A 21,491-nucleotide genomic window follows, 5' to 3' on the forward strand; every position below is an offset into this window, starting at 1 on the left:
GCTATACATCAAACTCCATGGCTATTTTAGAGAATGACTTTCTGAAGGTACAGATCAGCACCAAAGGCGCACAACTTACATCAATATTCAATAAGGAACCCAAAACAGAACACCTTTGGCAAGCCGACCCTGCTATTTGGCCCTGGCATGCACCAAACCTGTTCCCGGTGGTGGGTGGTTTGATAAATGACGAGCTATTGGTTGATGGCAATACCTACCATATGAGTCGTCACGGCTTTGCGCGACAGTCGGAGTTTATTTTATTGGAAAGTGATGAGGAACATGCCGTTTTCTCGCTGCCAAGTTGTGAAAATACGCTGAAAGTATATCCTTATAAATTTGATTTCCAGATTTTATATACACTGATAGAGAATGCGGTGAGGTTAACCTTTAAGCTCATCAGTCATGATAAAAAGACCATTTATTTTTCTGTAGGTGGTCACCCGGCATTCAGCGTACCGTTTAATGCAGGCGAAAAATATGAGGATTACTATATAGAATTTGAAACGGAAGAAAAGCTGGTAACACATTTACTCTCAAAGGACGGCTTTTTTAACGGCGAAACCCACCCGGTGCCAACACCGAAAAACAGGCTGTACTTAACCCGGGATCTGTTTAAGGACGATGCACTGGTATTTAAGAATTTGAAGTCGCGCGAGGTTTGCATTAAGAGTGATAAGCATGAACAGTCTCTCTCTGTGGAGTTTCCGCACTTTAATTACCTCGGCATCTGGGCAAAGCCCGGCGCTGATTTTGTTTGCATTGAGCCATGGCTTGGATGTGCTGATACTGTTGATAAGCATGTAGACATCAGCCAGAAAGAGGCTATTCAGCAATTAAAACCCGGTCATGTTTTTGAAGCTGCTTACTTTATCAGTATCTAAGTCCAGCCTATTTCTGTAACATTCCTGGTAGAACAGGCAGAAAAGGCACTGAAATTTTACATCAACCGTTAAAGCCTAAAACCAAAGCAATGAGTGCCGATCCTACCAAACGATTTACCGAACGGGTTGATAACTACGTAAAATACCGCCCCGGATATCCTGACGAAGTAATTGCGTTTTTACAAAAGGAATGTGGGTTAACCAGCAGGTCTGTCATCGCGGATATTGGTTCTGGTACCGGCATCTTTACCAGGATCTTGCTCGATAAGGGCTTTAAGGTTTATGCAATTGAACCTAACCAGGCCATGCAGCAAGCTGCCAAACAATGGCTCGGGAGCAATAAAAACTATACGCCAATAGACGCCGCCGCTGAAGCTACCACCCTATCCCCCAAAAGTATCGACCTTATTGTTTGCGCACAGTCATTCCATTGGTTTAATGACGAACGTACCCGGGCTGAGTTTAAAAGAATATTAAAGGATGGCAGGTTGGCCGCCCTGATTTGGAACAACAGGCTGATAGATGTTGATGAGTTTTCAAAAGCTTATGAAGAGCTCCTAAAGAAGGACTCGGTAGACTATAACAAGGTAAACCACCGAAACGTAAACGATATAGATTTCAAAGCCTTTTTTAAGGATGGGGAATATAAAAAGGTGATCTACCCAAATGCACAGGTGTTTGACTGGCAGGGCTTATTAGGCAGGGCGTTTTCATCATCGTACGTGCCACCACAAAACACCGATGCAGGTAAAAAATTTCAGCAGTTATTACAGGATGCCTTCGCCAAATACAATACAAAGGGCAAGGTGAATTTTCATTACCAAACAGAAATCTATATAGGTAGGGTATAAACGCCTAAGCCGTTTTTTGCCGTACAGGAATATCCTTCAGCTCATTTTTTGCCAATGCAAACCATTTACGGTTACTGCGCTTTTCCACCTGGCCAAGGTGTGGTTCCTCGTTAAGCATTTCGGAAAGTATGGTTGCAGCATCCTGGTCGCGGTTGTTCCTTATTAAAAACAGGGCATATTGATAGCGTTGCTCAAAGTAGGAGTAACGGCCCTTCATGGCTTTAAATTCAGCTTCGGCCTCCTCTATCCTGTCCAAACTCTCCAGCGACATAGCATAGGCGAGATGCGCCTTTGACCGCGCAAACTGGGGCAGCTTATATAACTTCTTGCCTATCGGAATAACTTCTTCATACCGCTGCAATTCAAAATAAGCGATCATTAGCTGGGCAAGCGCATGTTCATTTTCGGCAAACGCGCCGGTTAGGCTTGCGTTATACAATTCCGCAGCCTTTTCATACTGAGCAGCGGCGAGATACGCATCTGCCAGCTTCATGCGGTTAGCGAACGTGTCAGTAAATTGAAGTTCCTCTTCCAGTTTTTTTATTTTGCCACCGGGGTTTATCACCGACCCCACATCGATGTTAGGTCCGCGAAAACTGCGGTTTGAAAGGATCTCACTGTAAACGTAAATGAGGCTGCCTATGAGCGGCAAGATTATAATGATCCAAAGCCACTTGCCCTGGGTACCACGGCGCAGGCAATGGATAGCGCAAAAGATTTCCAGTATAACTACGAGGTAATAATAGGAGCCGCCATAAAACATAGTGACATGAATTGTTAATTGTGATAACCAAAAATAAAAAAATAAATATTACCTTGCATCAGGAAATGGTGTCTTCCTTTCAAAAACCGCATTCGCTGATGACGCCTGCAACAAAATCAAGAGCAATAAAGCTTGTTGATATAATTTTGTGCAGGTGAAAAGTTTAAATTACATACTTCTTAAAATTCAACAAACGAATTTATGCGTCTGTAATTTTATTGCCTGCAATTTTATTAACCACCTAGCCATTAAGCAAAATGACTAAAAGTCAATCGTCCCCCTTTGCAGCACACTTTGCCATTGTTAAACATTTGTTCCGCTGGACTATTATTACTATACCTGTTGCATTAGTTATCGGCAGCATAGTTGCCTTTTTTCTGTGGCTGCTAAGTGCCGCTATCCATTTCCGGTTCGATCATAAATGGTTGTTATACTTGTTGCCACTGGCCGGTTTGCTGATCCATTTTATCTACCAAACAGTAGGTAAATCATCCGAAAAAGGCAACAACCTGATCATGGACCAAATTCATGAAGAGGGCGGCGGCGTACCCAAACGGATGGCGCCGGTTATTTTATTTACCACCATAATTACCCATTTATTCGGCGGCTCGGCTGGTCGCGAGGGGACAGCGGTACAGATAGGCGGCAGCATTGCTGCAATGTTTGGCAAATGGCTTAAACTTAGTGGCGCTGATATGCGGCTTATTCTTACTGCCGGCGTAGCAGCGGGCTTTGGGGCCGTATTTGGAACGCCCTTAACCGGGGCTGTCTTTGCCCTGGAAGTGATTACCATTGGCCGTATTAAGTACGATGCCTTATTTCCGGCGTTAATAGCCGCTGTAGTTGGCGATATCACAGTTGGCGCATGGCACGTAAAACATACGCAATACCATATCGACATAGTAACTCATTCCGTCAATATTGTAAACAACTACCTGCATTTCGACCTGCTTTTGCTGGGCAAGGTTATTATAGCTTCGGCTGCTTTTGGGTTGGCCAGCTTGCTGTTTGCAGGAATGGTACATGAGATAAAGGCGGTATGCCTTAAGGTATTTAAACATAAATGGATGATCCCCGTGCTTGGCGGACTAATTATCATTGGCCTCACATTTATCAATGGCAAGCCCGATTACCTGAGCCTGGGTGTTGATGCCGAGTATCATGGCGCAGTTACCATCCCATCTGCCTTTAGTGCAGACGGGGCGGATACCTGGAGCTGGCTCTGGAAAACCATCTACACTACCGTTACCCTTGGCACCGGCTTTAAGGGCGGCGAGGTTACGCCATTGTTCTATATAGGCGCAACCATGGGAAATACCCTGGCGGGTTTATTAAATGCCCCGGTTAGCCTTTTTGCGGCACTGGGCTTTATTGCTGTTTTTGCGGGGGCCACTAACACCCCTTTAGCATGTACATTTATGGGCATTGAACTGTTTGGCGGCGAATATGCCTTGTTATTTGCCGTAGCTTGCTTCACTGCATACTTTTTCAGTGGGAATTCGGGCATTTATGGCTCACAAAAAATAGCCGTTCCTAAAATATTAGACAATGACTACCCCACCGATGAATCGTTAGCGGGTGCGGCAAAGCGGCGCGGGTACATGTATGAAAAATTGAAGAAATACAGGTTTAAAAAATAACCATCCTTTTAATTGTTGTAAGGCGTTACGACAAAGTAACGTTATAGTCAATGCATTGAAGCGATGACGTTCTACAAATTTCTATTCGCTCTGTATTGCTACGCGGTTGCTTCGTTCCTCGCAATTACAATTTTTTTAAATACGCAAGCGAAATTTCTTAATTTTCTTCTTTCGGACTTTACTGACTTTTCGGACTTTCGGACTCTCCTCCCCTACTTCAAATCCCTGTTGATCTCATTCAACAAATACTCCTTTTTATCATCGCTATATTCCCAAAACATAACGCCGGCCAGCTTCATTTTGCTGACATAATCGCACTTGTTTTTTATCGACCACTCATCTTCATACGATATAAACTGCCGGGTTGACGAATTGAATAAATAGGGTGCAGCCGCGTCATTGTCGCGGTAATATTTAAAGCTTTTATTGCTCACCAGGCTATCTTTTATAAACGTAAACCCACCGGCCCGCATCTTGCCATCCGTTTTGATTCCAAGGCCATTTGCAGCAGTATCTATCACCCGCGAGGAGCGGCCATAAAAAGCCATTCCCATTACCAACTTTTTGGCAGGTACACCTGCAGCTTCGAAATCGGCTACCGCCTTGGCGGCATAATCCAGCGTATTGTATTTTTTTGATGCGTACAGGTTGGTATGATGTACGGCTATACCCAGGCTATCCTGGAAATAATCATAGGTCATCAGGTTAATATAGTTTAGGTATTTTGCCACCTTATCCATTTCGGTGGTTTGGGTAAACCTTTTAAACCCACCAACTGCAGCGGTTAGGAACAGCTTTTTGCCGGTTTCATCCTCAAGCTTATCCAATTCCTTCCTTATCGCCTTAAACATCAGCGTATAATTCTGCTTGTCTTCGGGACGATAAACATTGCCATCGCCGATATTATCAGGGTATTCCCAATCGATATCCACACCGTCTAAATTATATTTCCTGATGATCTCGACCGCACTGGCGGCAAAGGCGTTCCGTGAAGTATCGGAAACTACGGCATCCGAAAAATTCTTGCTCCATGCCCAGCCGCCAATGGAGATCAGGATCTTCAGATCGGGATTAACCTTTTTTAGTTTCAGCAGGTTTTTAAAATTAGTGGTATCGGTGCGGATATTGGTTAGCCAGGCCCGGTTGTCCTTTACATTTACAAAAGCATAGTTAATGTGTGTAAGCTTTTTGGCGTTCACCAGGCTGGTATCAATTAATCCACGGTAACCACCCACGTAGCCGATGACAACGTGTTTTTTTGGCTGGGCAATGGTGCTTAGGGTTGAGAAGCATAGCAGGAGGATGGCTATTGATTTTAATGGTTTCATATGATGTTTATCTAATCTTCAATTTTAAATATAGTTATGCCGATTTAGTCTTACAGTGGTAAATAAACACATTGTCATTGCGAGTGATAGCGTGGCAACCGCGAACTTTACAGAGCAAATAGAATGGTTTAGAACCTGAACGATGGTCTTGCAAAGTTCGCGATTGCTTCGTACCTCGCAATGACAAGTTTTTAGTTAGTTTTCACCTCAAATACCGAATTATGGCTCGTTACATAAAGCGTTTTACCATCCTTACCAAACGTTAATGCTGTTGGCCTTTCCGGTACTTTAATTACATTTATTTGCTTTCCAGCGCTGTTGTAAACATAGATCTGTCCGTCGGCAATATAAACATTCCCCTGCGCATCCGTAGCTGAATCAAACTCGCCGCGTTCTGCAAAATATTTAAGGTCAGATGGGTACCCTTCCGGGCTTACACTCATGCTAACCGTACGCTTATCATACTCATCAGTGGCGTAAAATATCTCGCCTGGGTAAGCAGTTGTCAGCGCCGTAGAACGGGCAAGGTCATAAACAATCGGCACAATAGTAACGCCATCCGGCGCGACAAAGCATTCTGTTGCTTTGGCTACCGTTATGGTGTTAAAATCGTGGTAGTCGCGCCAGCGGTGCGCTGGGTAAAGGGCCTTGTAAACCGGGTTAATGCTGCCTATCGGCGCCTTTTTCAGCATTTGAATTGTTTCATCAGGATTGTTTGGGTCGATGGAATAAACCAGCGTTCCAAAACCGGAATTGCCCCAGCCACTGAATGAAGTACCAGCCGCATCCGGTGGATTTTTAAATTCCTCCGGTTTGCCGTTTACCAGGTACCCCGGCTTCGGCACATATTTAAAAACAACCAGCAAGTTATCATTCTTATCGCAGGCTAACGATAGCGGCTCCCATGGATAATCAGCCAAAAGACTGATCGTTCTCCTCTCTGCCGACCACTTATAAATGCGCTTCATCCGCTGTTCGCTGAAATAAATATTGCCCTTGCTGTCGGTGCAGGCACTGATTGCAAACTCAAATCCTGTCGCCAGTCGCGTAACTTTATCTGTAGATGGCTTTGGGGCTTTATCATCAATCAGCAACCTTGCAAACTCCCATGGCCTTACTTCGGTGTCGCTGTTAATATCATATAGTGGATTGGTAGTTGTATATTTTATCTGGCTGTAATTATGTACGTTCAAAAACTCGACGTTCTTACCGCCCCACTCCCTTACCGAGTACGGTGCAGGCTTGTTCACCCGGATAACCCGGAAGGTGTACAAATTTGCAAAAACCATATTGCTGCAATTCTCCACCTCCAGCGGCTGGCATTCCGTACTTTCGCGGCTTTCCTCTTCCAGTTGCAAGGCGTACACGTTAAAGTTGGATACGTTATTAAACCTTACCTCGTTGCGCACATGGTGTTCTACCGACAAGGCGTAAACATGGCTTGGGGTTGTGGTATTTGAAAAATAGGCGCCATCAGTAGCATACGTATTTGCCGACCAGATATTCATAAACGTACCGCCGCCGCCATCAGTTACCCAAAGGCTCCAATATTGCGTATCCCAGGCCGGATCTACGCCATTATACCCCCTGTTATAAATTCCGGTTCGTTCCTTTTTAGGTTCCGTTGGTTTTGCGGGCTTTTCCAAACCGCCATGCCCGCCGATAAATTTTACATCATTCAGATAGGAATGCTCACCCGACATCCATTTGCACGCCACCGCCCGTGGGTTATCGCCACTGGTTGAGAGCCCAATTCCGGTTAAAATATTTTGGCCGCCTTTTGCACTTTCCAACAGTGCCTTAGGTCCGCCAAAGCCTCCGAACGCCTGCGTATTATCCGCAATAATAAATTGCGTGGCAATCGGGTTTAATCCAATCAATGCCGTATTGGGCTTTAATTTAATGGTTTCGCTCACCCGATACCAGCCCTGCGGCACGTAGATGGTTGCATACTTATCTATTGCTTCCAGGATGACCTTTGTATCATCTGTTGTTCCATCACCTTTTGCACCCAGTGTTTTCAAATTTACCCACGTATTTATTGCAGGCAATTCGGGGATGTCACTTTTTACCGGTTTCGGAAAAACGGTTAAAGTTTCAACGTCATTAATGGTTTTATAAACCGGGTCGGCAGTAAGGCTATCCATCTGCAAACCGTCGATAAAACGCTTCACTCTGTATATGGTACCGCTACCAGGCGTTTGCTTCCCGCTGCGGCGATAGCTGGCAAAAACCGGCACATTCCGGCAATCAATATTTTTTAGGCTGATCTGGTTGAACGCGTTTTCCTCGTTGCTGATGATAATCGCCGGGCCGCTTACCTTATCAAACCTGCAATTTTCCATAAACAACTTTTCGTGGTAATTGGGGTTGATGCTGATAACCGTCGGCACATTTTTAACGTTCATACGCACGATGGTCAATCCGGCTTCCTGTGTTTTAATCGCAGCCTCACGCTGACCCTCGAAATAAGTATCTACCATCATAAACTGCCAGCCGGGCGAAGGCTTAGTGGTATAAATACCATACTGTCCGCCAAAGAAGCGAACATTGTTCATCGCATTGCCTACGTCAAAAGTCCCCGCCTTGCCATTACCGATATTCACATCAACATTGCCTACAAAGCTGTGTTGCGCAAAGTGTGCACGCATAGCTACCGCCACCGGGTTGCCATCTTCTATTTTTAGGTTGATATTATTTATCGCACTATAAAAGGTAGACGCCCCGGCATCATGAACACCATCACCAGGTTTTGAAAGATTGCTTACAAACCAGAACATGTATTTCGCCTTCCCTTTATCAGTAGAATCAGCGGTTTGAAAGCCCGGTGAATTTTTTGCGAGGATGATCTGCGGGCGGTTTTTACCATAGCCGATCAGTCGTACAGCAGTAGGAATGAATATAGTTTTTGAGATAAGGTATTCCCCTTCGGGGATAAAAAGGATTCCGAAATTGTATTTGGTTTTGATATCTGTAATTGCCTTTTGTAATTCATCGGATACATCAGTCTTACCATCAGCCTTGATCCTGAAATTCTCCGGCGTAAAGTAAACAGCATCCGAATCCTGCAAACGGGATTGGTAGATGGATTTACCACCGCCATCTTTGCCTTGAGCTATTAATTTCTCGAAGCAAATAAAATGCATTAATAAAATAGCTACCGCTGCTAAAATAATCTTCTTCATGGTGTGGTACAGGTTGTTTGGTTTACCCGCCTGGTTTACTTGTTAAATGTACAGCCTGTATTTTATACCGTTGTTTATATCAGGTAATTGTTACAAAGTGCTGAAATAGGCTTTCCATTCACAAATCTAGCCCCTAACCACACGCCAACTCATTTGCCGCCCACTACTTTACTACTACCAATGTAAAATCATCGCATTTATACATCAAAATAACCATCGCCCTAAAAAATTATTGAATTATGTTTTACTTTTAAACTAAAAAACATCCTATGAGCGATAAACCTACTCCGATAAACCATCCGGCTGTAAACAGGCGGACATTTGTAGCCAATACCGCAAAGGCAACCGGCCTTTTAATGCTTGCACCACTTGTAAACAGGGCATCGGGTTTTATTAAGGCCGATGAAACTTATACCGTCGGCCAAATCATGGATCTGTTTATAAAACAGGTACCGGGCGGCGTTAAAGCCACCACCGTTGATACTTTAAAGTCGGGCAGCAGGGATCTTGTAGTTACCGGGATAGTTACGGCGATGTTCGCTACAATTGACGTGATCAGGAAGGCGATCGAACTGGGTGCAAATTTTATCATCGTCCACGAGCCTACTTTTTACAACCACCTGGACGACACCAGCTGGCTGCAAAACGACGATATTTACAGGTATAAAGCTGATCTCTTAAAAAAGCATAACATAGCTATTTGGCGTAACCACGATTATATCCATACCATAGTTCCCGACGGCGTTACAGACGGCGTGCTTGATCAATTGGAGTGGAAAAAATATGCCGATAAAACAATTCCAAATATCCTTTCCATTCCGCAAACTTCGCTTCGGGAAATGGTGGGCTACGTAAAAGGAAAATTGGGGATCGAAATGGTGCGTTATATCGGTGACCCGTCACAGCCGTGCTCACATGTGCTGTTTATGCCTGGTGCAGCAGGCGGGCAACGCCAGATCCAGTCGATAGCAAAAATAAAACCCGACGTTATGATCTGCGGCGAGATTTCCGAATGGGAAACTGCCGAATATGTGCGCGATGCAAGAGCCAAGGGCGATAAAACTGCGCTGGTAGTTCTCGGTCACATTGCCAGCGAGGATGCCGGTTCAGAATTTATGTTAAATTGGGTAAGGAAGAACGTGCCGTCTGTCAAAGCAGCGCGTGTTAAGCCGGGAAATTCTTTGTCGTTTATGTAGATAGAATAGCATAAAAAATAGCGATGGGTTTAAAACCCATCGCTATTTTTTTGCGGAAGACATTTTAAAATACAACTTTTCCGGTAGCGGTTACCAATGATGCAATTCTTACCGCATCAAAAACACGTTCTTCGGTAGTACCTAATTTTATCAGGGAATCTTCATGAGCGTTAACACACATTTCGCAGCCGTTAACGGCAGAAATAGCCAGGCTCATCAGTTCAAAAAATTCCTTGCCTGTTACAGGCTTCATCATCAGTTGCATCCGGATCCGTGCAGGGATCTGGGTGTATTTTTCCTTTTGCGTAAAATGGCGAAAACGATAAAACACATTGTTTGATGCCAGTAATGATGCACAACCTACAGCTTCCCCAATTTCAGCAGCTGTTGCTCCTTGTTCTTCAGCGTATTTTGTGAAGAAGGTTGTCAGCGGCGCATTGATATTATTTACTGCGGTAGAAAGGCCAAGCAAAGCGCATTCTTTTGCACTTATGTGTTCAGATGTAAGGGTGCTGGTAAAGTTCAGCTTCAAATCGCGCAGGTAGCGTGATTCGCCTGCTTCAAGCAGGGTAAGGCTGCTGGTGCGATAAGCTGTGTCAACGCCAAGACTCGTCAATAATTCGTTTATTATTTCGGTAGATTCGTTCATTATTTCTAAATGTAATGGTATAAAAAATCCCCGCATCCGTTAAATGCGGGGACCAAATATGTTTATTAATTAAACGGTAATAGTTTCTTCGCCTTTAACCCAGTTGCAAGGGCAAAGCTCGTCGGTTTGCAAACCATCAAGTACGCGTAAAACTTCCTTAACGTTACGGCCAACACTTAAATCATTAACAGACACCCAACGGATAATGCCGGTTGGATCGATAATGAAAGTTGCGCGGTAAGCAATTTTTTCGTTTGGTTCTAATATTCCCAGTTCTTCAGCTAAAGATTTTGAAGTATCTGCAAGCATTGGAAACTTAAGGTCGCGCAGGTCTGCATGATCTCTTCTCCATGCTGCGTGTACAAATTCAGTATCGGTTGAGGCGCCGATCAAACGGGTGTCACGATCACGGAACTCGCCGTAGCTTTTGTTGAACTCAGCAATTTCGGTAGGGCAAACGAAAGTGAAATCTTTTGGCCACCAGAACATTACAGTCCAAACGTTATCTTCGTTAACAAGGAAATCAGAAGTGATAGTTTCGAATTCTTTTCCTTTTTCGATACTCACAACAGCTGTTTTAGAAAATTGTGGGAATTTTTGACCGATAGTTAGCATATTTTTAATGTTTTTTAATTTCTATTGCAAATATACCAACTTTTAAATAGTTATTTTATATAAAGTATCTATGTGATATAGATTTATTCTATAGTTACCCATAATTTTAATTTGCCGATTTGCCAAAATCATAAAAAAAGCCGTTTTTAAATCGCCTTATATAATCTTTTTTAAAAAAGGCGTGGCCTTAATTATAAAACTCTCAAAATTTCAGCTTTAAGGTTGCATTAAACGAAATTAAATGCCCCAAATTATTGAATTCTAGTTAAATTTATTCATATAAGTCGTATATTTGATCAAACCCAATTATAGATCATATGCGTGAGAAGTAAGCATAAGTTTTACTTTAATCGGTAGTGATATGTCAACAAATGTTTCTGGTACTGAAAACCTATGCCCTTGTGGAAGAGCTAGCCGGTCGGAGTTGGATCGTATACCCAGGGGCTTTTTTGTAAAAACGTTTCTTTTCTGGCTCCCTCTTAAACGGTACAGGTGCTATAGGTGCAAGCGTAACAGGCTGCTGCTAAGATAATAGACAGGCGCTTGCCTTCTAATTTCCCCTTCTGCTGCTATCCCTGTATTTAATTGAATATAAAACGATAAAAAATCTATTTTTACGCCAACAAATCGTTTTATAACCTTGTTCCGGTTCGAGGCCGGGCTCCAATTAATATAGTTTTATGCACAGACGCAATTTTGTAAAGCTTTCGGCTACAACCATGGCTGCATTATTATTCAGCAGGATTACCTACGCAAATGGAAGCACTGCATTAATGAATACCCCTGATGAGGTGTGGGGACAGGCGGGCGCTGATTGGTTTCAGTTTAAATCATCGGGCAATAATTTTGTATATCGCGATATTGAGGTGAGCCTGAAAGTAAATGGTCATTCAACCGGGGTTTATATCCAGTCGCCTACAAGTCACCTAACCGGCATTCGCCTTAAGTGGAAGCACCAAACACAATCTGCAGTACAAATATTGGGTGACCATTGGGAACGGTCCTATGGCGACCTTGCCTGGAAAACACTAGGCGGCAGTACAAAAAATCCATGGTATGTTTTATTCAACGATAGCGGCCACACGGCCTGTTTCGGCGTTAAAACCGGCGCGGATGCTATTTGCTGGTGGGCGGTTACTCAAAATAGCCTGGAACTAACACTTGATACGCATTCAGGCGGGGCAGGCGTTCAGTTAGGCACACGAAAGCTGCATGCTGCAGATATCATCACAACGCAAAGCGGCATAGGTGAAAATGCATTTGCAACCGACCACAGGTTTTGCAAAATGATGTGCGATAAGCCGCGTTTACCCAAACAACCTATATACGGCATTAACGATTGGTATTTTGCTTACGGGAATAACTCGGATAAACTGATCAGGGAAACCACTGCGTTAATGGCTGAACTGGTTACCGATACCAACAACAAGCCATTTTCTGTAATTGACGCTGGCTGGGCACAATACTCGCCGCTACTGCCCGGTGATGGCGGCTGGAACGAGGATTTTTCAAAACCCAATGATAAATTCAAGGACATGCACACCTTAGGGGACGAGATCAAGAAACTCGGCATGCGACCAGGTTTGTGGATGCGACCACTTTGTGCACGTCACGATGAGAACCCAAATTTGCTGGCGCCAAAGATCCCCGGCAGGGACGACCCAAAAAATCCGGTGCTCGATCCAACCATCCCTGAAAACATTGAGCGTATTAAACGCAACTTCGACGTATACAAACAATGGGGGTATGATATGGTAAAGCACGATTTTACCACATACGATATCACCGGCCGCTGGGGCTTTGACATGAAGGACAGTATTACCTCGCCGGGATGGGGTTTTAATGATAAAAGCAAAACCACAGCCGAGATCATCAACCATTTATACAGATCAATCCGCGAGGCGGCAGGTGAACATATTTATGTGATAGGCTGTAATACTATGAGCCATTTGTCTGCAGGTGTATTTGAACTTTGCCGAATTGGCGATGACACCAGCGGTAAAGAATGGGCCCGTACCCGTAAAATGGGGGTGAACACCTTAGGCTTCCGTCTCCCGCAGCATAACGCTTTTTATGCCGCCGACGGTGATTGCGTAGGAATAACCAAAGATGTCCCGTGGAATAAAAGCAAACAATGGATGCAGTTGCTGGCTGAAAGCAGCGCGCCGCTATTTATATCTGCACAACCTGAAGCACTGGGTGCCGAACAAAAACAACTGGTTAAGGAATGCTTTGCCAAAGCCGCCACAGTACAACCCCTTGGCGAACCTTTAGATTGGATGACCAATCAGTTTCCCGCAAAATGGAAACTAAACAACAGGGAAGTTGATTTTGATTGGAGTTAGGGAGAATAGAGACAAGAGGACAAGAATCAAGAGTCAAGATAAACGCAATTTTTATTTTCTTCTTTCTTGATTCCTGGCTCTTGATTTCTTGACTCTAATAGATTACTTCGCGTTAACCTGTGCAGGCTCAGAGATCTGAATTTCGGGGCGATTTTTATACATTAAAAAAACACCGGTTACGCAAAGTGGCTTACCTTTCAGATTGGTATAATCAAGGGTTATTTTATTGCCTTTTACCGCAACTGTGTATTTCTGATTAGGGTAAGCGGCCCCCATGTTTAATAAAGTGAGTGTATCGCTCACTATCCGCAGCGAATAAACGGTATCGCAGAGGGTTCCGGTTTTACCCAGGTTTTTGGCGAAATCATCTGAAGAAAAACGGTTTTGTGCTAACGCCGATCCAGCAAATATTAGCACTGCAAAAGCTGAAAGTATTAACTTTTTCATAGGGGTTTGATTTATTCTGGTGTACTTGTTTCTCTACGGTATATTTTTATCGACCTTACAATGGAAGCGGCTATTGCATTTTGCCCATCTTCCGAATTCAGGTATTTTTCCTCACTGTTATTATTGATGTAGCCGGTCTCTACCAATACGGCCGGCATGGCACTATGAGCCAAAACCAAAACTCCCTGCTCCTTAACTCCGCGGCTTCTTCGGCCATCATTATCCCTGAACTGTTTTTCCAAAATATCGCCGAAAAGGATACTTTGCTTGCGGTACTTCTGCATAAAAGTATTGAGCACGATCATGGATGTCGGGTCTTTTTCATTATACCCGTCATAATTTTTCTTGTAATCCTTTTCAATGTAGATCGACGCGTTCTCCCTTAGTGCTTCCATCTGTTCTTCCTTGCGGTGATAGCCGTATACCAACAGCATTACGCCCTTTTCTTTGTGTGCAATCTTAGCTGTTCCTTCGGGCGATGAATTACAATGGATGGATACAAATAGATTAGCGTTGTTCTGGTTGGCAATATCGGCACGTTTGTTTAGCTGAACAAACCTGTCGGTGCTGCGGGTCATAATTACGTTTATTTCCGGCATATCCTTTTTAAGCAGTCGCTCCACCTTTTTTGCTATTGCCAGCGTTACATTTTTTTCAAAAGAATATGAGCCATGTGCACCCGGGTCCTTACCGCCATGCCCGGCGTCAATCACAACTGTCCTGAACTTAAAGAACGACTTAGCGCCATCATCACCACCGGCAAAGGATGTTAATATAAAAAACAGGAGCAGTGTTAGCGGGGCAAATATCTTTGAGCTTTTGGCTGGCGTGGTCATTAAAATAGATAAGCGCTTAACTGACAAATTGTTTCAATTTTGCGCAGGTTTGCTGCACTTTGGACACAGCCCGGTTGCGTATAGGGTGAACCCCTCGGGTTTAAAGCCTTTAGGGAGCTTTATTTCGGGTAAATTAAGCTCATCCAAACAGTATACGTTTTTACACAAGGTACAATTAAAGTGCAGGTGCTCATCATGGTGATGATCTTCACCACAGGCCGACGAGCACATGGCATAATTTGCCGTACCGTTTAAATCAAATACTTTATGGATTATGCCTTTTTCTTCAAAGGCGTTCAATATGCGGTATAAGGTAACCCGGTCGATGTCGTTCATAACACCCTCCAAATCGGGCTGAGAGGTTGCAACATCCTTTGCTGATAACATAGACAGTACCTTAAGGCGCGGTCCGGTTTTCTTTAAATGATGCTTTTCAAGCAGGTCCTCAAAATTATTATTATGAGTGTGAGTCATTTTTAATATTAATAATTTACGACAGCAAAGTTAAAAAGAATAAAACATATTTAAGTCCTAAGTCAGTAGTCTTAAGTCCTAAGTAAATAAAAGACTCAAGACTATCGACTTTACTTATGCGGATGGCTGTGGCTTAAATGGAAGAAGGTATTATCTGAACTGCAAATGGTGGTGTATTTATAATTAAAGAAGTGCGCCGTAGCAATCAGCAGCCCCCCAAAAGGCACAATGATTGCCTCGCGCCAACTGGTAACGTAAAGGTGGCCGATGATGATCACTGCAAAGCCGCCAAACAGCAGTATTAAAGGTAAAACGCGATGATGGGAGCGAAAATAAGATAGACCGATGGCGTAAAATCCTATAAATACTGCCAAAGTGATCATCCCCCATTCAAACCACGGATTGGCTAAAAAGCCTAATCCAAGTAAGGGCAAACTGGTAATTAATAAGGGTACCAGGGCACAATGTATAGCACATAATATGGAGGCTGTCATCCCCACACTATCCAGCTTCGACGAGTGCTTTGAATGTTTCATGCTGCAAATATAATAACAAATGCAACCATATTGCATTTAAAAATTACTTTTTTAGTCATGTTAATTTAATATTATTTTAGAGTTTCCTAATCGTTTATCAATTATTACTTTTGCGGTCGCTAAAAGTTAAATGTTCCTACGTGTCACTAAAGTCCGTTAAAAATATTTGGAGAGAAACCTGGAGATTAACTTACAGGCGTCAGCAAATTGTTATTGGCACTATCGTCATGATGTCGGTGGTTTTTACAATGCCCTTATTTTTTGGCCATATTGAAAAACGGCAGGGCACGTTGATAAAAGATCCGGTTTTAGCAGCTATCCCTCCGCATGACGTATCGGTATTAATTTTTGCGGTTATCTGGGGCATGATCCTGCTTTGCGCAATCAGGGCCGCCTACAAACCGTCTATCTACATAACTTACTGCTGGGCACTTATCCCCATAACCCTGCTTCGCTTCATTTCCATCAGCATAGTGCCGCTTGAGCCACCTATAGGCTTGCAACCACTCATCGACCCACTAACTGCCGTTTTTTACGGCCATGCAGCTATAATAAAAGATCTTTTTTTCTCGGGCCATATATCTACGCTTACCCTTATCTTCTTATGCCTCGAAAAACGAAACGACAAAATCATCGGCTTTATTGCGACACTAATTGTTGCCTTTCTTTTGCTGGTGCAGCACATTCACTATACCATTGATATCCTCGCTGCGCCGGGAATAGTTTTTATTTGTTATCGCATTACCCGCGGATTTTTGGAAAAGAAAATGGTAGTTAAGCTTAAATAAAAAAGCAGCCCCTGTATCTTCTACAAAGAACTGCTTAAGGTTGATAATTGGAAAGTTCCTATTTTGAGAACCGGGGCATCAAATCGGTTGCACCTCCTAATATTTTCACCTTATAACGGTATCCGCCGTTAAACACATCTTCCTCCTTTAAAAATTCATGATCCTTTTTACTGATCCAGAACGTTTGGGTAAAATGCCCGTTGGGGCTGTCCCCCTCACTGAATAGTTTCCAGCAGTCTGCTTTTTCATTGCCCAATGTGGCTAATACCTCGCTGCCGGTTACCTTGTACAGGTAGTACTTTGGTGGATCTAGCCCCGCATCATAAAAATTGATGGCAAAGGTTTTGCCTGTAGCCAGCGGTAACATTTCAAAAGTCTCGATGTCAAGGTTCCAGTTAAAGTTAGGTTCCTTAAAATCAAGCGAGAAACCTTTTTTGTCATTATCTGTTACAGTGTCTGCGCCTGTAACTTTATCAGCATTCCAGTTGTAGGCGCCGGTTTGGCCGCGAACTGTTTCCGAAAAATATACCGGTTCAAAATCTGCAGCTTTATTTACAGAATATGCCTGCCGGTACGAAGTAGTATCGCTGCCATACCAGTGCTGGGTGATGGTAAAAACCTTTTCGCCGTTGCGGGTTTCGGTTTTAACATCGCGAAGCCAATACCAAAACCTAAGCACCTTTGGCGTTTTCGGAAATTGGAAATATACCAGGTATTGGTTAAGCGCCGGTTTTAACACCGATGTATTTAACCGCTTGTCCTTAAGGCGAATGGTATCTATTTGCCCGTAAGCGATGTTTATTGAACAATATGTTATAATGATAATGTATAAGAGCTTTTTCATTGATGTATTATTATTTCGATGCCGGGAGATTAACCGGGATCATTAATATGTTTCCCTCGCTGTTAAAAATGCTTATGTTTTCTGCTTCCAGCTCGTCGTAATTAAGCGGCTTACCTTTTATGTTTCGTTTATAAAAACCCTGGATGCGGCTGGACGAATAGTACAAGGTTTTACCATCGCGCGATACGTAGGGCGATGAATTGCCATCGCCATTGTTTACCTGCGGGCCAAGCTTTTGGGCAGTCCCCCATCCGTTGGCGTTTTTGGAGCAGTAATACAGATCGTTCCCGCTTAAGAAAACCATGTAGCTTTCATCAGGTGCTATAAAGGGGTCCTGCATATCTTCCTTCCCAAGCAAGGCTAATTTTTCAGGCTTTTCGTAATGATCGCCAAGCCATTTGGCAGAGTAACTGGCCATACCTGCATTGCCTTCCCTGCCACGTGAACAAAAGAAAAGCGTCCCCTTACTGCTTACGGATGGTGCATAGTTGTTAGCTCCATCCAGGCATACCGGTGAATCCACATGCTTCGGTTCCGACCATTCATCTCCCGAAAGGTGATCGACGTACCAGATATGATAATTTTTCTGCGGCTTTTCCTCGCCGGCCTTGAACGGGCGGTTAGAAATAAAGAACATCCTTTTACCATCGGGACTTACAAACGGATCGGTATCATTATACTTGCCCGAAAAGGCGGCCACTACGGGCCTGCTCCACTTACCATCAACAAGTTTTGAATAGCAAACGGTCCAGTAAATGGCGCCGCGTGAAAAATAGACGGTATTACCATCCGGGGAAAACGAGGTGGCCCATTCGGAAAATGGGGTTGATACAACGCCCTCTGCAAATACCTTTGGCCTTGACGCAGTGTCAACAATATTAGGCGGTGAAGCCTGGCTGAATACGGAGAAAACAGCGCACACGGTAATAATTACACCGAACGCGATTTCCCTTGCAAGCCAATATAGAAAATGCATAACTGATTTTTTATTGAGATGATTGCCTTTAGTTGATATCCTTACCTTCTTGCAAAGTCTTGATGAATTTGGCGGTGATATTCTTGTTTGGCTGATCAACCGCTTGCGACTGCGCCTTTTGAGCAAACGTTAGCGCTTTTTTATAATCGCCAACAGCCGAATAGCCCCGCGCCATACCTGCGTTAGTTAAAAACTCATCAGGATGCTTGTCATAATTCACCTTAAATACTTCAAGGGCTTCCTTACCTTTTTTTGCACGGGTTAAGGTCCTGGCGTAAAAATACAGTTCGTTCTCATCGCCATAAGGCAAAGCTTTTTTCATCACTTCTGCCGCTTCTGAACTACGGCCAAGGCTGTCAAGTACGGTTGCTTTGGCGCTCCATGCCGGGAAACTCTGGCTTCCGCCAAAATCCGGTCCGATGGCTGTGTTTGCCCATGTTAATGCCTCTTCCAGGTTGGTCTTATTTTTGGCACAATACGTAGCAGCCTCGGCCCAGCTTTCCCAGGTAAATCCTTTCTCACTCCTCAGCTCCCTCCTGTATGATGCAAGTTGGGTATTTATAACATCAACGTCTATTTTAAACGGTATTACCAGTTTCTCCCATTGTAATTGCACCGTCGCGCTTCCGGGTGTTTGGTCGCCAAACTCGTATTTTAACCATTCCACACTTTTATCCGCAGGAACCGGTTTTACCTTTACCCTCAGGGCATCCTCGGCAGGGCTATAAAAAAAGCTCCCCCATGAGGTCGAGTTTTTCGAGAAGATCAGGGTACATTCCCCTGGATCATAAGCGACAAAGAACCCGTATTTTCCGGCGGGCAGTGGCTGTCCCTCAATCTTCACATCGGTTGAAAATTCAATGGTTGTATTTTCATTGGCGCCGGCTCGCCACGGAGCTGCCTTCGAGGTGCCGAAACCCTGGTCGACATATCCCGGGGGAACCAGTTCTCCCCAAATATGGCCGTCTCTTTTGTTTACGTGCGGGCGGCTATACTTAATAGTTACGTCAGTAATGCCAATCTGCTCGGTAACAGATGCTCTTTTATTTCCGCCGCTTGGCAGTGAGGTTAGCTGCGCGCTAACAAGGTTAATAAAGCCGAATTGAAGACATGCCATGATGATAAAGGCATTTACAAGTTTTTTCATATCAAAGGTTTTTATTTTTTATGTACGGTTGAACAGAATTTTTAATAAAGCTTGATTTTATTGCATAATCGGGCAAATCATTTAAACCTTATGGTGTTTATTTTAAATGATTTACCCAATAATATCAACAGACCGTATTTACTTTATACCATCATTTGTTGAATAAAAAAGCCTGATTATTGAAAACAGGCTGTCAAAATCAAAAAGCTTTGTAAATTTAAAAATGAAATTTATGAAGTGGCAGGCAAGCATTGTACAATTACAATACTTGATTTGGATAGCGGTTCTCTTTATTATCTTTTTCACCTATTTGCCCGAGGACGGCGTTTACCAGGCGGGCACCTTTGCGCTTATCAATGTTGCTTTTTATATCATACTAATTTATGGCAATATAAATTTCCTGTTCCCACGTTTTTACGAGAAAGGGCATAAGGCACAGTATGTTTTTTATGTGGTGATATTCCTTATAGGCGGTGGTATGTTACGGGGATATTTGATCATGTACCTGGATATTCATTTTTTTTCACTGAAGCCCACGCCGATGACAATCCACATGTTCATCTACTTTATTGTTGCCGGTTTCTTAACTTTCCTATTGAGTTTTATCTTCCGCATCGCTATTGCTTATTTCGCACTTAAGCAGCAATCGGAAAAAATATTGGTGCAAAAAAGCCAGGCCGAATTAAACCTATTAAAATCGCAGGTGCAGCCGCATTTCCTGTTTAATACACTCAACAACATTTATTACGAAGCCTATCGCGAGGCGCCACGAACAGCAAAGCTGATTGAGCGGCTATCAGACATTATGCGCTATTTTGTTGATGAAAGCCCCAAAGAAGAAGTTTCACTGGCTACAGAGGTGCAGTTTTTAGAGAATTATATCGCCCTCGAAAAGATCCGCATCCGGCACGAAATTGAACTAAATTTCATTAAGGATTGCAACGCCGACCTCCGCATTCCACCAATGCTACTGATGACCTTTGTCGAAAATATTTTTAAGCACGGCATCGATAAATCGAGCAGTAAAAATAAGATTGATTTGTCGTTAACACAAAAGGACGGTTACCTGTTATTTGAAACACGAAACCAGATCCATGAGAAACCGGGGACAACCGAGCCGAACGGCTTTGGCATTGAAAACTTACGCAAGCGCCTTACGCTGTTATATGGCTCAAACTTTGAACTAAAAATAAGCAACCCCGGCAATTATTTTACCGCATTTTTAAAAGTACCGATAGCATGACCCTTAGCTGTATAATTATTGACGATGAGCCTAATGCCGTAAACCTGCTCGAGATCCTGATCTGCCAGAATACCAAATGGCAGCTTTTGGCAAAATGCTATGATGCGCTGGAAGCGATGGCCTTTTTAAAGGAGAACAAGCCTGATTTTATTTTCCTGGATATCAATATGCCACAGCTGAGCGGCATGGAACTCGCAGGCCTGTTATCAAAAGATACAAAAATTGTTTTTACCACCGCCTACTCTGAGTACGCCGCCGAAAGCTACGCCTTCCAAACCATCGATTACCTGCTAAAACCCATAACGCTTAAACGCTTTTTGGAGGCTATGCAAAAGATTGAGGCTTATTTTACAATCCATGTTGCTAATCACAACACGTTACCGTCGGGAGGCAACGAGTACTTCTTTGTAAAATCAGGCAAAGTATTAAGGAAAATATTACTGGAAGAAATCCAATATTTTGAGGGCGAAAAAGAGTATGTACGCCTGGTGACCCCTACCGAGCAATTGCTTATTTACCGCAGGCTGAAGGACATTGAAGAGCAACTGAATCCGCCATTTGTAAGGGTGCATAACTCCTATATCGTTAACACCAAACAGATCATCAAGATCCAGGATAACCACATTTATATCGCCACAAAACAGATTCCCATCAGCGAAAAGTTTAAGGATGGCTTTATGGCGGTGATAAACCAGCGGATCTTTTAACTAAGATCTATAGGACGGGAAGATTAAAGGAATTAAG

General features: G+C 43.4%; 20 protein-coding genes and 1 riboswitch. Of the genes, 8 read left to right on the forward strand and 12 right to left on the reverse strand.

Annotation, left to right across the window (positions count from 1 at the left end):
* Positions 1–17 precede the first annotated feature (17 nt).
* Entirely contained in the window at positions 18–884 is an 867-nt protein-coding gene (locus KXD93_RS15605) for an aldose 1-epimerase family protein (RefSeq protein ID WP_258138135.1), read from the forward strand.
* An 89-nt stretch (positions 885–973) separates the two neighbouring features.
* Positions 974–1,735 carry a class I SAM-dependent methyltransferase gene (locus KXD93_RS15610; protein ID WP_258138136.1) on the forward strand — a complete coding sequence of 254 codons (762 nt, stop codon included), beginning with the start codon at positions 974–976 and terminating at the stop codon, positions 1,733–1,735.
* 4 nt (positions 1,736–1,739) lie between these two features.
* On the opposite strand, the gene KXD93_RS15615 is transcribed toward KXD93_RS15610, so the two are convergent.
* The gene (locus KXD93_RS15615; protein WP_258138137.1) at positions 1,740–2,498 is read right to left on the reverse strand and encodes a PLDc N-terminal domain-containing protein; all 759 of its coding nucleotides are present in this window, start codon (positions 2,496–2,498) and stop codon (positions 1,740–1,742) included.
* A 52-nt stretch (positions 2,499–2,550) separates the two neighbouring features.
* Positions 2,551–2,613: riboswitch (Fluoride riboswitch) on the forward strand.
* Positions 2,614–2,755: 142 nt separating this feature from the next.
* Between KXD93_RS15615 and KXD93_RS15620 the strand changes: the two genes are divergently transcribed.
* Positions 2,756–4,138, forward strand: coding sequence for a voltage-gated chloride channel family protein (locus KXD93_RS15620; RefSeq protein ID WP_258138138.1), 1,383 nt, complete (start codon positions 2,756–2,758; stop codon positions 4,136–4,138).
* Positions 4,139–4,350: 212 nt separating this feature from the next.
* Here KXD93_RS15620 and KXD93_RS15625 read toward each other — a convergent pair whose 3' ends face one another.
* Positions 4,351–5,466, reverse strand: a complete 1,116-nt coding sequence (locus KXD93_RS15625) for a glycoside hydrolase family 18 protein (RefSeq protein WP_258138140.1) — start codon at positions 5,464–5,466, stop codon at positions 4,351–4,353.
* Positions 5,467–5,657: 191 nt separating this feature from the next.
* Positions 5,658–8,651, reverse strand: coding sequence for a glycosyl hydrolase family 28-related protein (locus KXD93_RS15630; RefSeq protein WP_258138141.1), 2,994 nt, complete (start codon positions 8,649–8,651; stop codon positions 5,658–5,660).
* A gap of 269 nt (positions 8,652–8,920) precedes the next feature.
* Here KXD93_RS15630 and KXD93_RS15635 point away from each other — a divergent pair, with 269 nt between their 5' ends.
* Positions 8,921–9,847 carry a Nif3-like dinuclear metal center hexameric protein gene (locus tag KXD93_RS15635; protein WP_258138142.1) on the forward strand — a complete coding sequence of 309 codons (927 nt, stop codon included), beginning with the start codon at positions 8,921–8,923 and terminating at the stop codon, positions 9,845–9,847.
* 64 nt (positions 9,848–9,911) lie between these two features.
* On the opposite strand, the gene KXD93_RS15640 is transcribed toward KXD93_RS15635, so the two are convergent.
* A complete protein-coding gene (locus KXD93_RS15640; protein ID WP_258138143.1) occupies positions 9,912–10,496 on the reverse strand; it encodes a carboxymuconolactone decarboxylase family protein in 585 nt (194 codons plus the stop codon).
* Positions 10,497–10,565: 69 nt separating this feature from the next.
* Positions 10,566–11,111 (reverse strand): peroxiredoxin, encoded by a 546-nt coding sequence (locus tag KXD93_RS15645; RefSeq protein ID WP_258138145.1) that lies wholly within the window; start codon positions 11,109–11,111, stop codon positions 10,566–10,568.
* Between the two features lie 680 nt (positions 11,112–11,791).
* Here KXD93_RS15645 and KXD93_RS15650 point away from each other — a divergent pair.
* Positions 11,792–13,456 (forward strand): alpha-amylase family protein, encoded by a 1,665-nt coding sequence (locus KXD93_RS15650; RefSeq protein WP_258138147.1) that lies wholly within the window; start codon positions 11,792–11,794, stop codon positions 13,454–13,456.
* Between the two features lie 102 nt (positions 13,457–13,558).
* Here the strand turns inward: KXD93_RS15650 and KXD93_RS15655 are convergent, their stop codons facing one another.
* The 4 genes from KXD93_RS15655 to KXD93_RS15670 all read right to left on the reverse strand — a co-directional run bounded on the left by KXD93_RS15655 (position 13,559) and on the right by KXD93_RS15670 (position 15,749).
* On the reverse strand, positions 13,559–13,903 hold the full coding sequence (locus KXD93_RS15655) for a hypothetical protein (RefSeq protein WP_258138148.1): 345 nt from the start codon (positions 13,901–13,903) through the stop codon (positions 13,559–13,561).
* Positions 13,904–13,914: 11 nt separating this feature from the next.
* Positions 13,915–14,739: an N-acetylmuramoyl-L-alanine amidase family protein gene (locus KXD93_RS15660; protein WP_258138149.1), complete on the reverse strand. Its 825-nt coding sequence runs from the start codon at positions 14,737–14,739 to the stop codon at positions 13,915–13,917.
* A 33-nt stretch (positions 14,740–14,772) separates the two neighbouring features.
* A complete protein-coding gene (locus tag KXD93_RS15665) occupies positions 14,773–15,213 on the reverse strand; it encodes a Fur family transcriptional regulator (protein ID WP_258138151.1) in 441 nt (146 codons plus the stop codon).
* Positions 15,214–15,323: 110 nt separating this feature from the next.
* Complete coding sequence (locus KXD93_RS15670; RefSeq protein ID WP_258138152.1) at positions 15,324–15,749, reverse strand: MerC domain-containing protein; 426 nt, start codon at positions 15,747–15,749, stop codon at positions 15,324–15,326.
* A gap of 140 nt (positions 15,750–15,889) precedes the next feature.
* On the opposite strand from KXD93_RS15670, the gene KXD93_RS15675 reads away from it, so the two are divergent.
* Positions 15,890–16,537: a phosphatase PAP2-related protein gene (locus tag KXD93_RS15675; protein WP_258138154.1), complete on the forward strand. Its 648-nt coding sequence runs from the start codon at positions 15,890–15,892 to the stop codon at positions 16,535–16,537.
* 58 nt (positions 16,538–16,595) lie between these two features.
* On the opposite strand, the gene KXD93_RS15680 is transcribed toward KXD93_RS15675, so the two are convergent.
* Genes KXD93_RS15680 through KXD93_RS15690 form a run of 3 tightly spaced genes read right to left on the reverse strand, consistent with a single transcriptional unit; the run spans position 16,596 to position 19,504 of the window.
* A complete protein-coding gene (locus tag KXD93_RS15680; RefSeq protein ID WP_258138157.1) occupies positions 16,596–17,381 on the reverse strand; it encodes a DUF3108 domain-containing protein in 786 nt (261 codons plus the stop codon).
* Between the two features lie 10 nt (positions 17,382–17,391).
* Positions 17,392–18,357: a TolB-like translocation protein gene (locus KXD93_RS15685; RefSeq protein WP_258138158.1), complete on the reverse strand. Its 966-nt coding sequence runs from the start codon at positions 18,355–18,357 to the stop codon at positions 17,392–17,394.
* Positions 18,358–18,385: 28 nt separating this feature from the next.
* Complete coding sequence (locus tag KXD93_RS15690; RefSeq protein WP_258138159.1) at positions 18,386–19,504, reverse strand: DUF2911 domain-containing protein; 1,119 nt, start codon at positions 19,502–19,504, stop codon at positions 18,386–18,388.
* Between the two features lie 232 nt (positions 19,505–19,736).
* Here KXD93_RS15690 and KXD93_RS15695 point away from each other — a divergent pair, with 232 nt between their 5' ends.
* Entirely contained in the window at positions 19,737–20,747 is a 1,011-nt protein-coding gene (locus KXD93_RS15695) for a sensor histidine kinase (RefSeq protein ID WP_258138161.1), read from the forward strand.
* On the forward strand, positions 20,744–21,454 hold the full coding sequence (locus tag KXD93_RS15700; protein WP_258138162.1) for a LytR/AlgR family response regulator transcription factor: 711 nt from the start codon (positions 20,744–20,746) through the stop codon (positions 21,452–21,454). The genes KXD93_RS15695 and KXD93_RS15700 overlap by 4 nt, the downstream gene beginning before the upstream one ends.
* Positions 21,455–21,491 lie beyond the last annotated feature (37 nt).

This window comes from Mucilaginibacter phenanthrenivorans (assembly GCF_024721155.1).
In the GTDB taxonomy this organism is placed as follows: Bacteria; Bacteroidota; Bacteroidia; order Sphingobacteriales; family Sphingobacteriaceae; genus Mucilaginibacter; species Mucilaginibacter phenanthrenivorans.

Coding starts and splice junctions, on each gene's coding strand:
- KXD93_RS15610 (WP_258138136.1), top strand. CDS start 974: ATGAGTGCCGATCCTACCAAACGATTTACCGAACGGGTTGATAACTAC.
- KXD93_RS15650 (WP_258138147.1), top strand. CDS start 11,792: ATGCACAGACGCAATTTTGTAAAGCTTTCGGCTACAACCATGGCTGCA.
- KXD93_RS15625 (WP_258138140.1), bottom strand. CDS start 5,466: ATGAAACCATTAAAATCAATAGCCATCCTCCTGCTATGCTTCTCAACC.
- KXD93_RS15700 (WP_258138162.1), top strand. CDS start 20,744: ATGACCCTTAGCTGTATAATTATTGACGATGAGCCTAATGCCGTAAAC.
- KXD93_RS15695 (WP_258138161.1), top strand. CDS start 19,737: ATGAAGTGGCAGGCAAGCATTGTACAATTACAATACTTGATTTGGATA.
- KXD93_RS15680 (WP_258138157.1), bottom strand. CDS start 17,381: ATGAAAAAGCTCTTATACATTATCATTATAACATATTGTTCAATAAAC.
- KXD93_RS15645 (WP_258138145.1), bottom strand. CDS start 11,111: ATGCTAACTATCGGTCAAAAATTCCCACAATTTTCTAAAACAGCTGTT.
- KXD93_RS15685 (WP_258138158.1), bottom strand. CDS start 18,357: ATGCATTTTCTATATTGGCTTGCAAGGGAAATCGCGTTCGGTGTAATT.
- KXD93_RS15635 (WP_258138142.1), top strand. CDS start 8,921: ATGAGCGATAAACCTACTCCGATAAACCATCCGGCTGTAAACAGGCGG.
- KXD93_RS15670 (WP_258138152.1), bottom strand. CDS start 15,749: ATGAAACATTCAAAGCACTCGTCGAAGCTGGATAGTGTGGGGATGACA.
- KXD93_RS15655 (WP_258138148.1), bottom strand. CDS start 13,903: ATGAAAAAGTTAATACTTTCAGCTTTTGCAGTGCTAATATTTGCTGGA.
- KXD93_RS15665 (WP_258138151.1), bottom strand. CDS start 15,213: ATGACTCACACTCATAATAATAATTTTGAGGACCTGCTTGAAAAGCAT.
- KXD93_RS15605 (WP_258138135.1), top strand. CDS start 18: ATGGCTATTTTAGAGAATGACTTTCTGAAGGTACAGATCAGCACCAAA.
- KXD93_RS15660 (WP_258138149.1), bottom strand. CDS start 14,739: ATGACCACGCCAGCCAAAAGCTCAAAGATATTTGCCCCGCTAACACTG.
- KXD93_RS15630 (WP_258138141.1), bottom strand. CDS start 8,651: ATGAAGAAGATTATTTTAGCAGCGGTAGCTATTTTATTAATGCATTTT.
- KXD93_RS15640 (WP_258138143.1), bottom strand. CDS start 10,496: ATGAACGAATCTACCGAAATAATAAACGAATTATTGACGAGTCTTGGC.
- KXD93_RS15615 (WP_258138137.1), bottom strand. CDS start 2,498: ATGTTTTATGGCGGCTCCTATTATTACCTCGTAGTTATACTGGAAATC.
- KXD93_RS15620 (WP_258138138.1), top strand. CDS start 2,756: ATGACTAAAAGTCAATCGTCCCCCTTTGCAGCACACTTTGCCATTGTT.
- KXD93_RS15690 (WP_258138159.1), bottom strand. CDS start 19,504: ATGAAAAAACTTGTAAATGCCTTTATCATCATGGCATGTCTTCAATTC.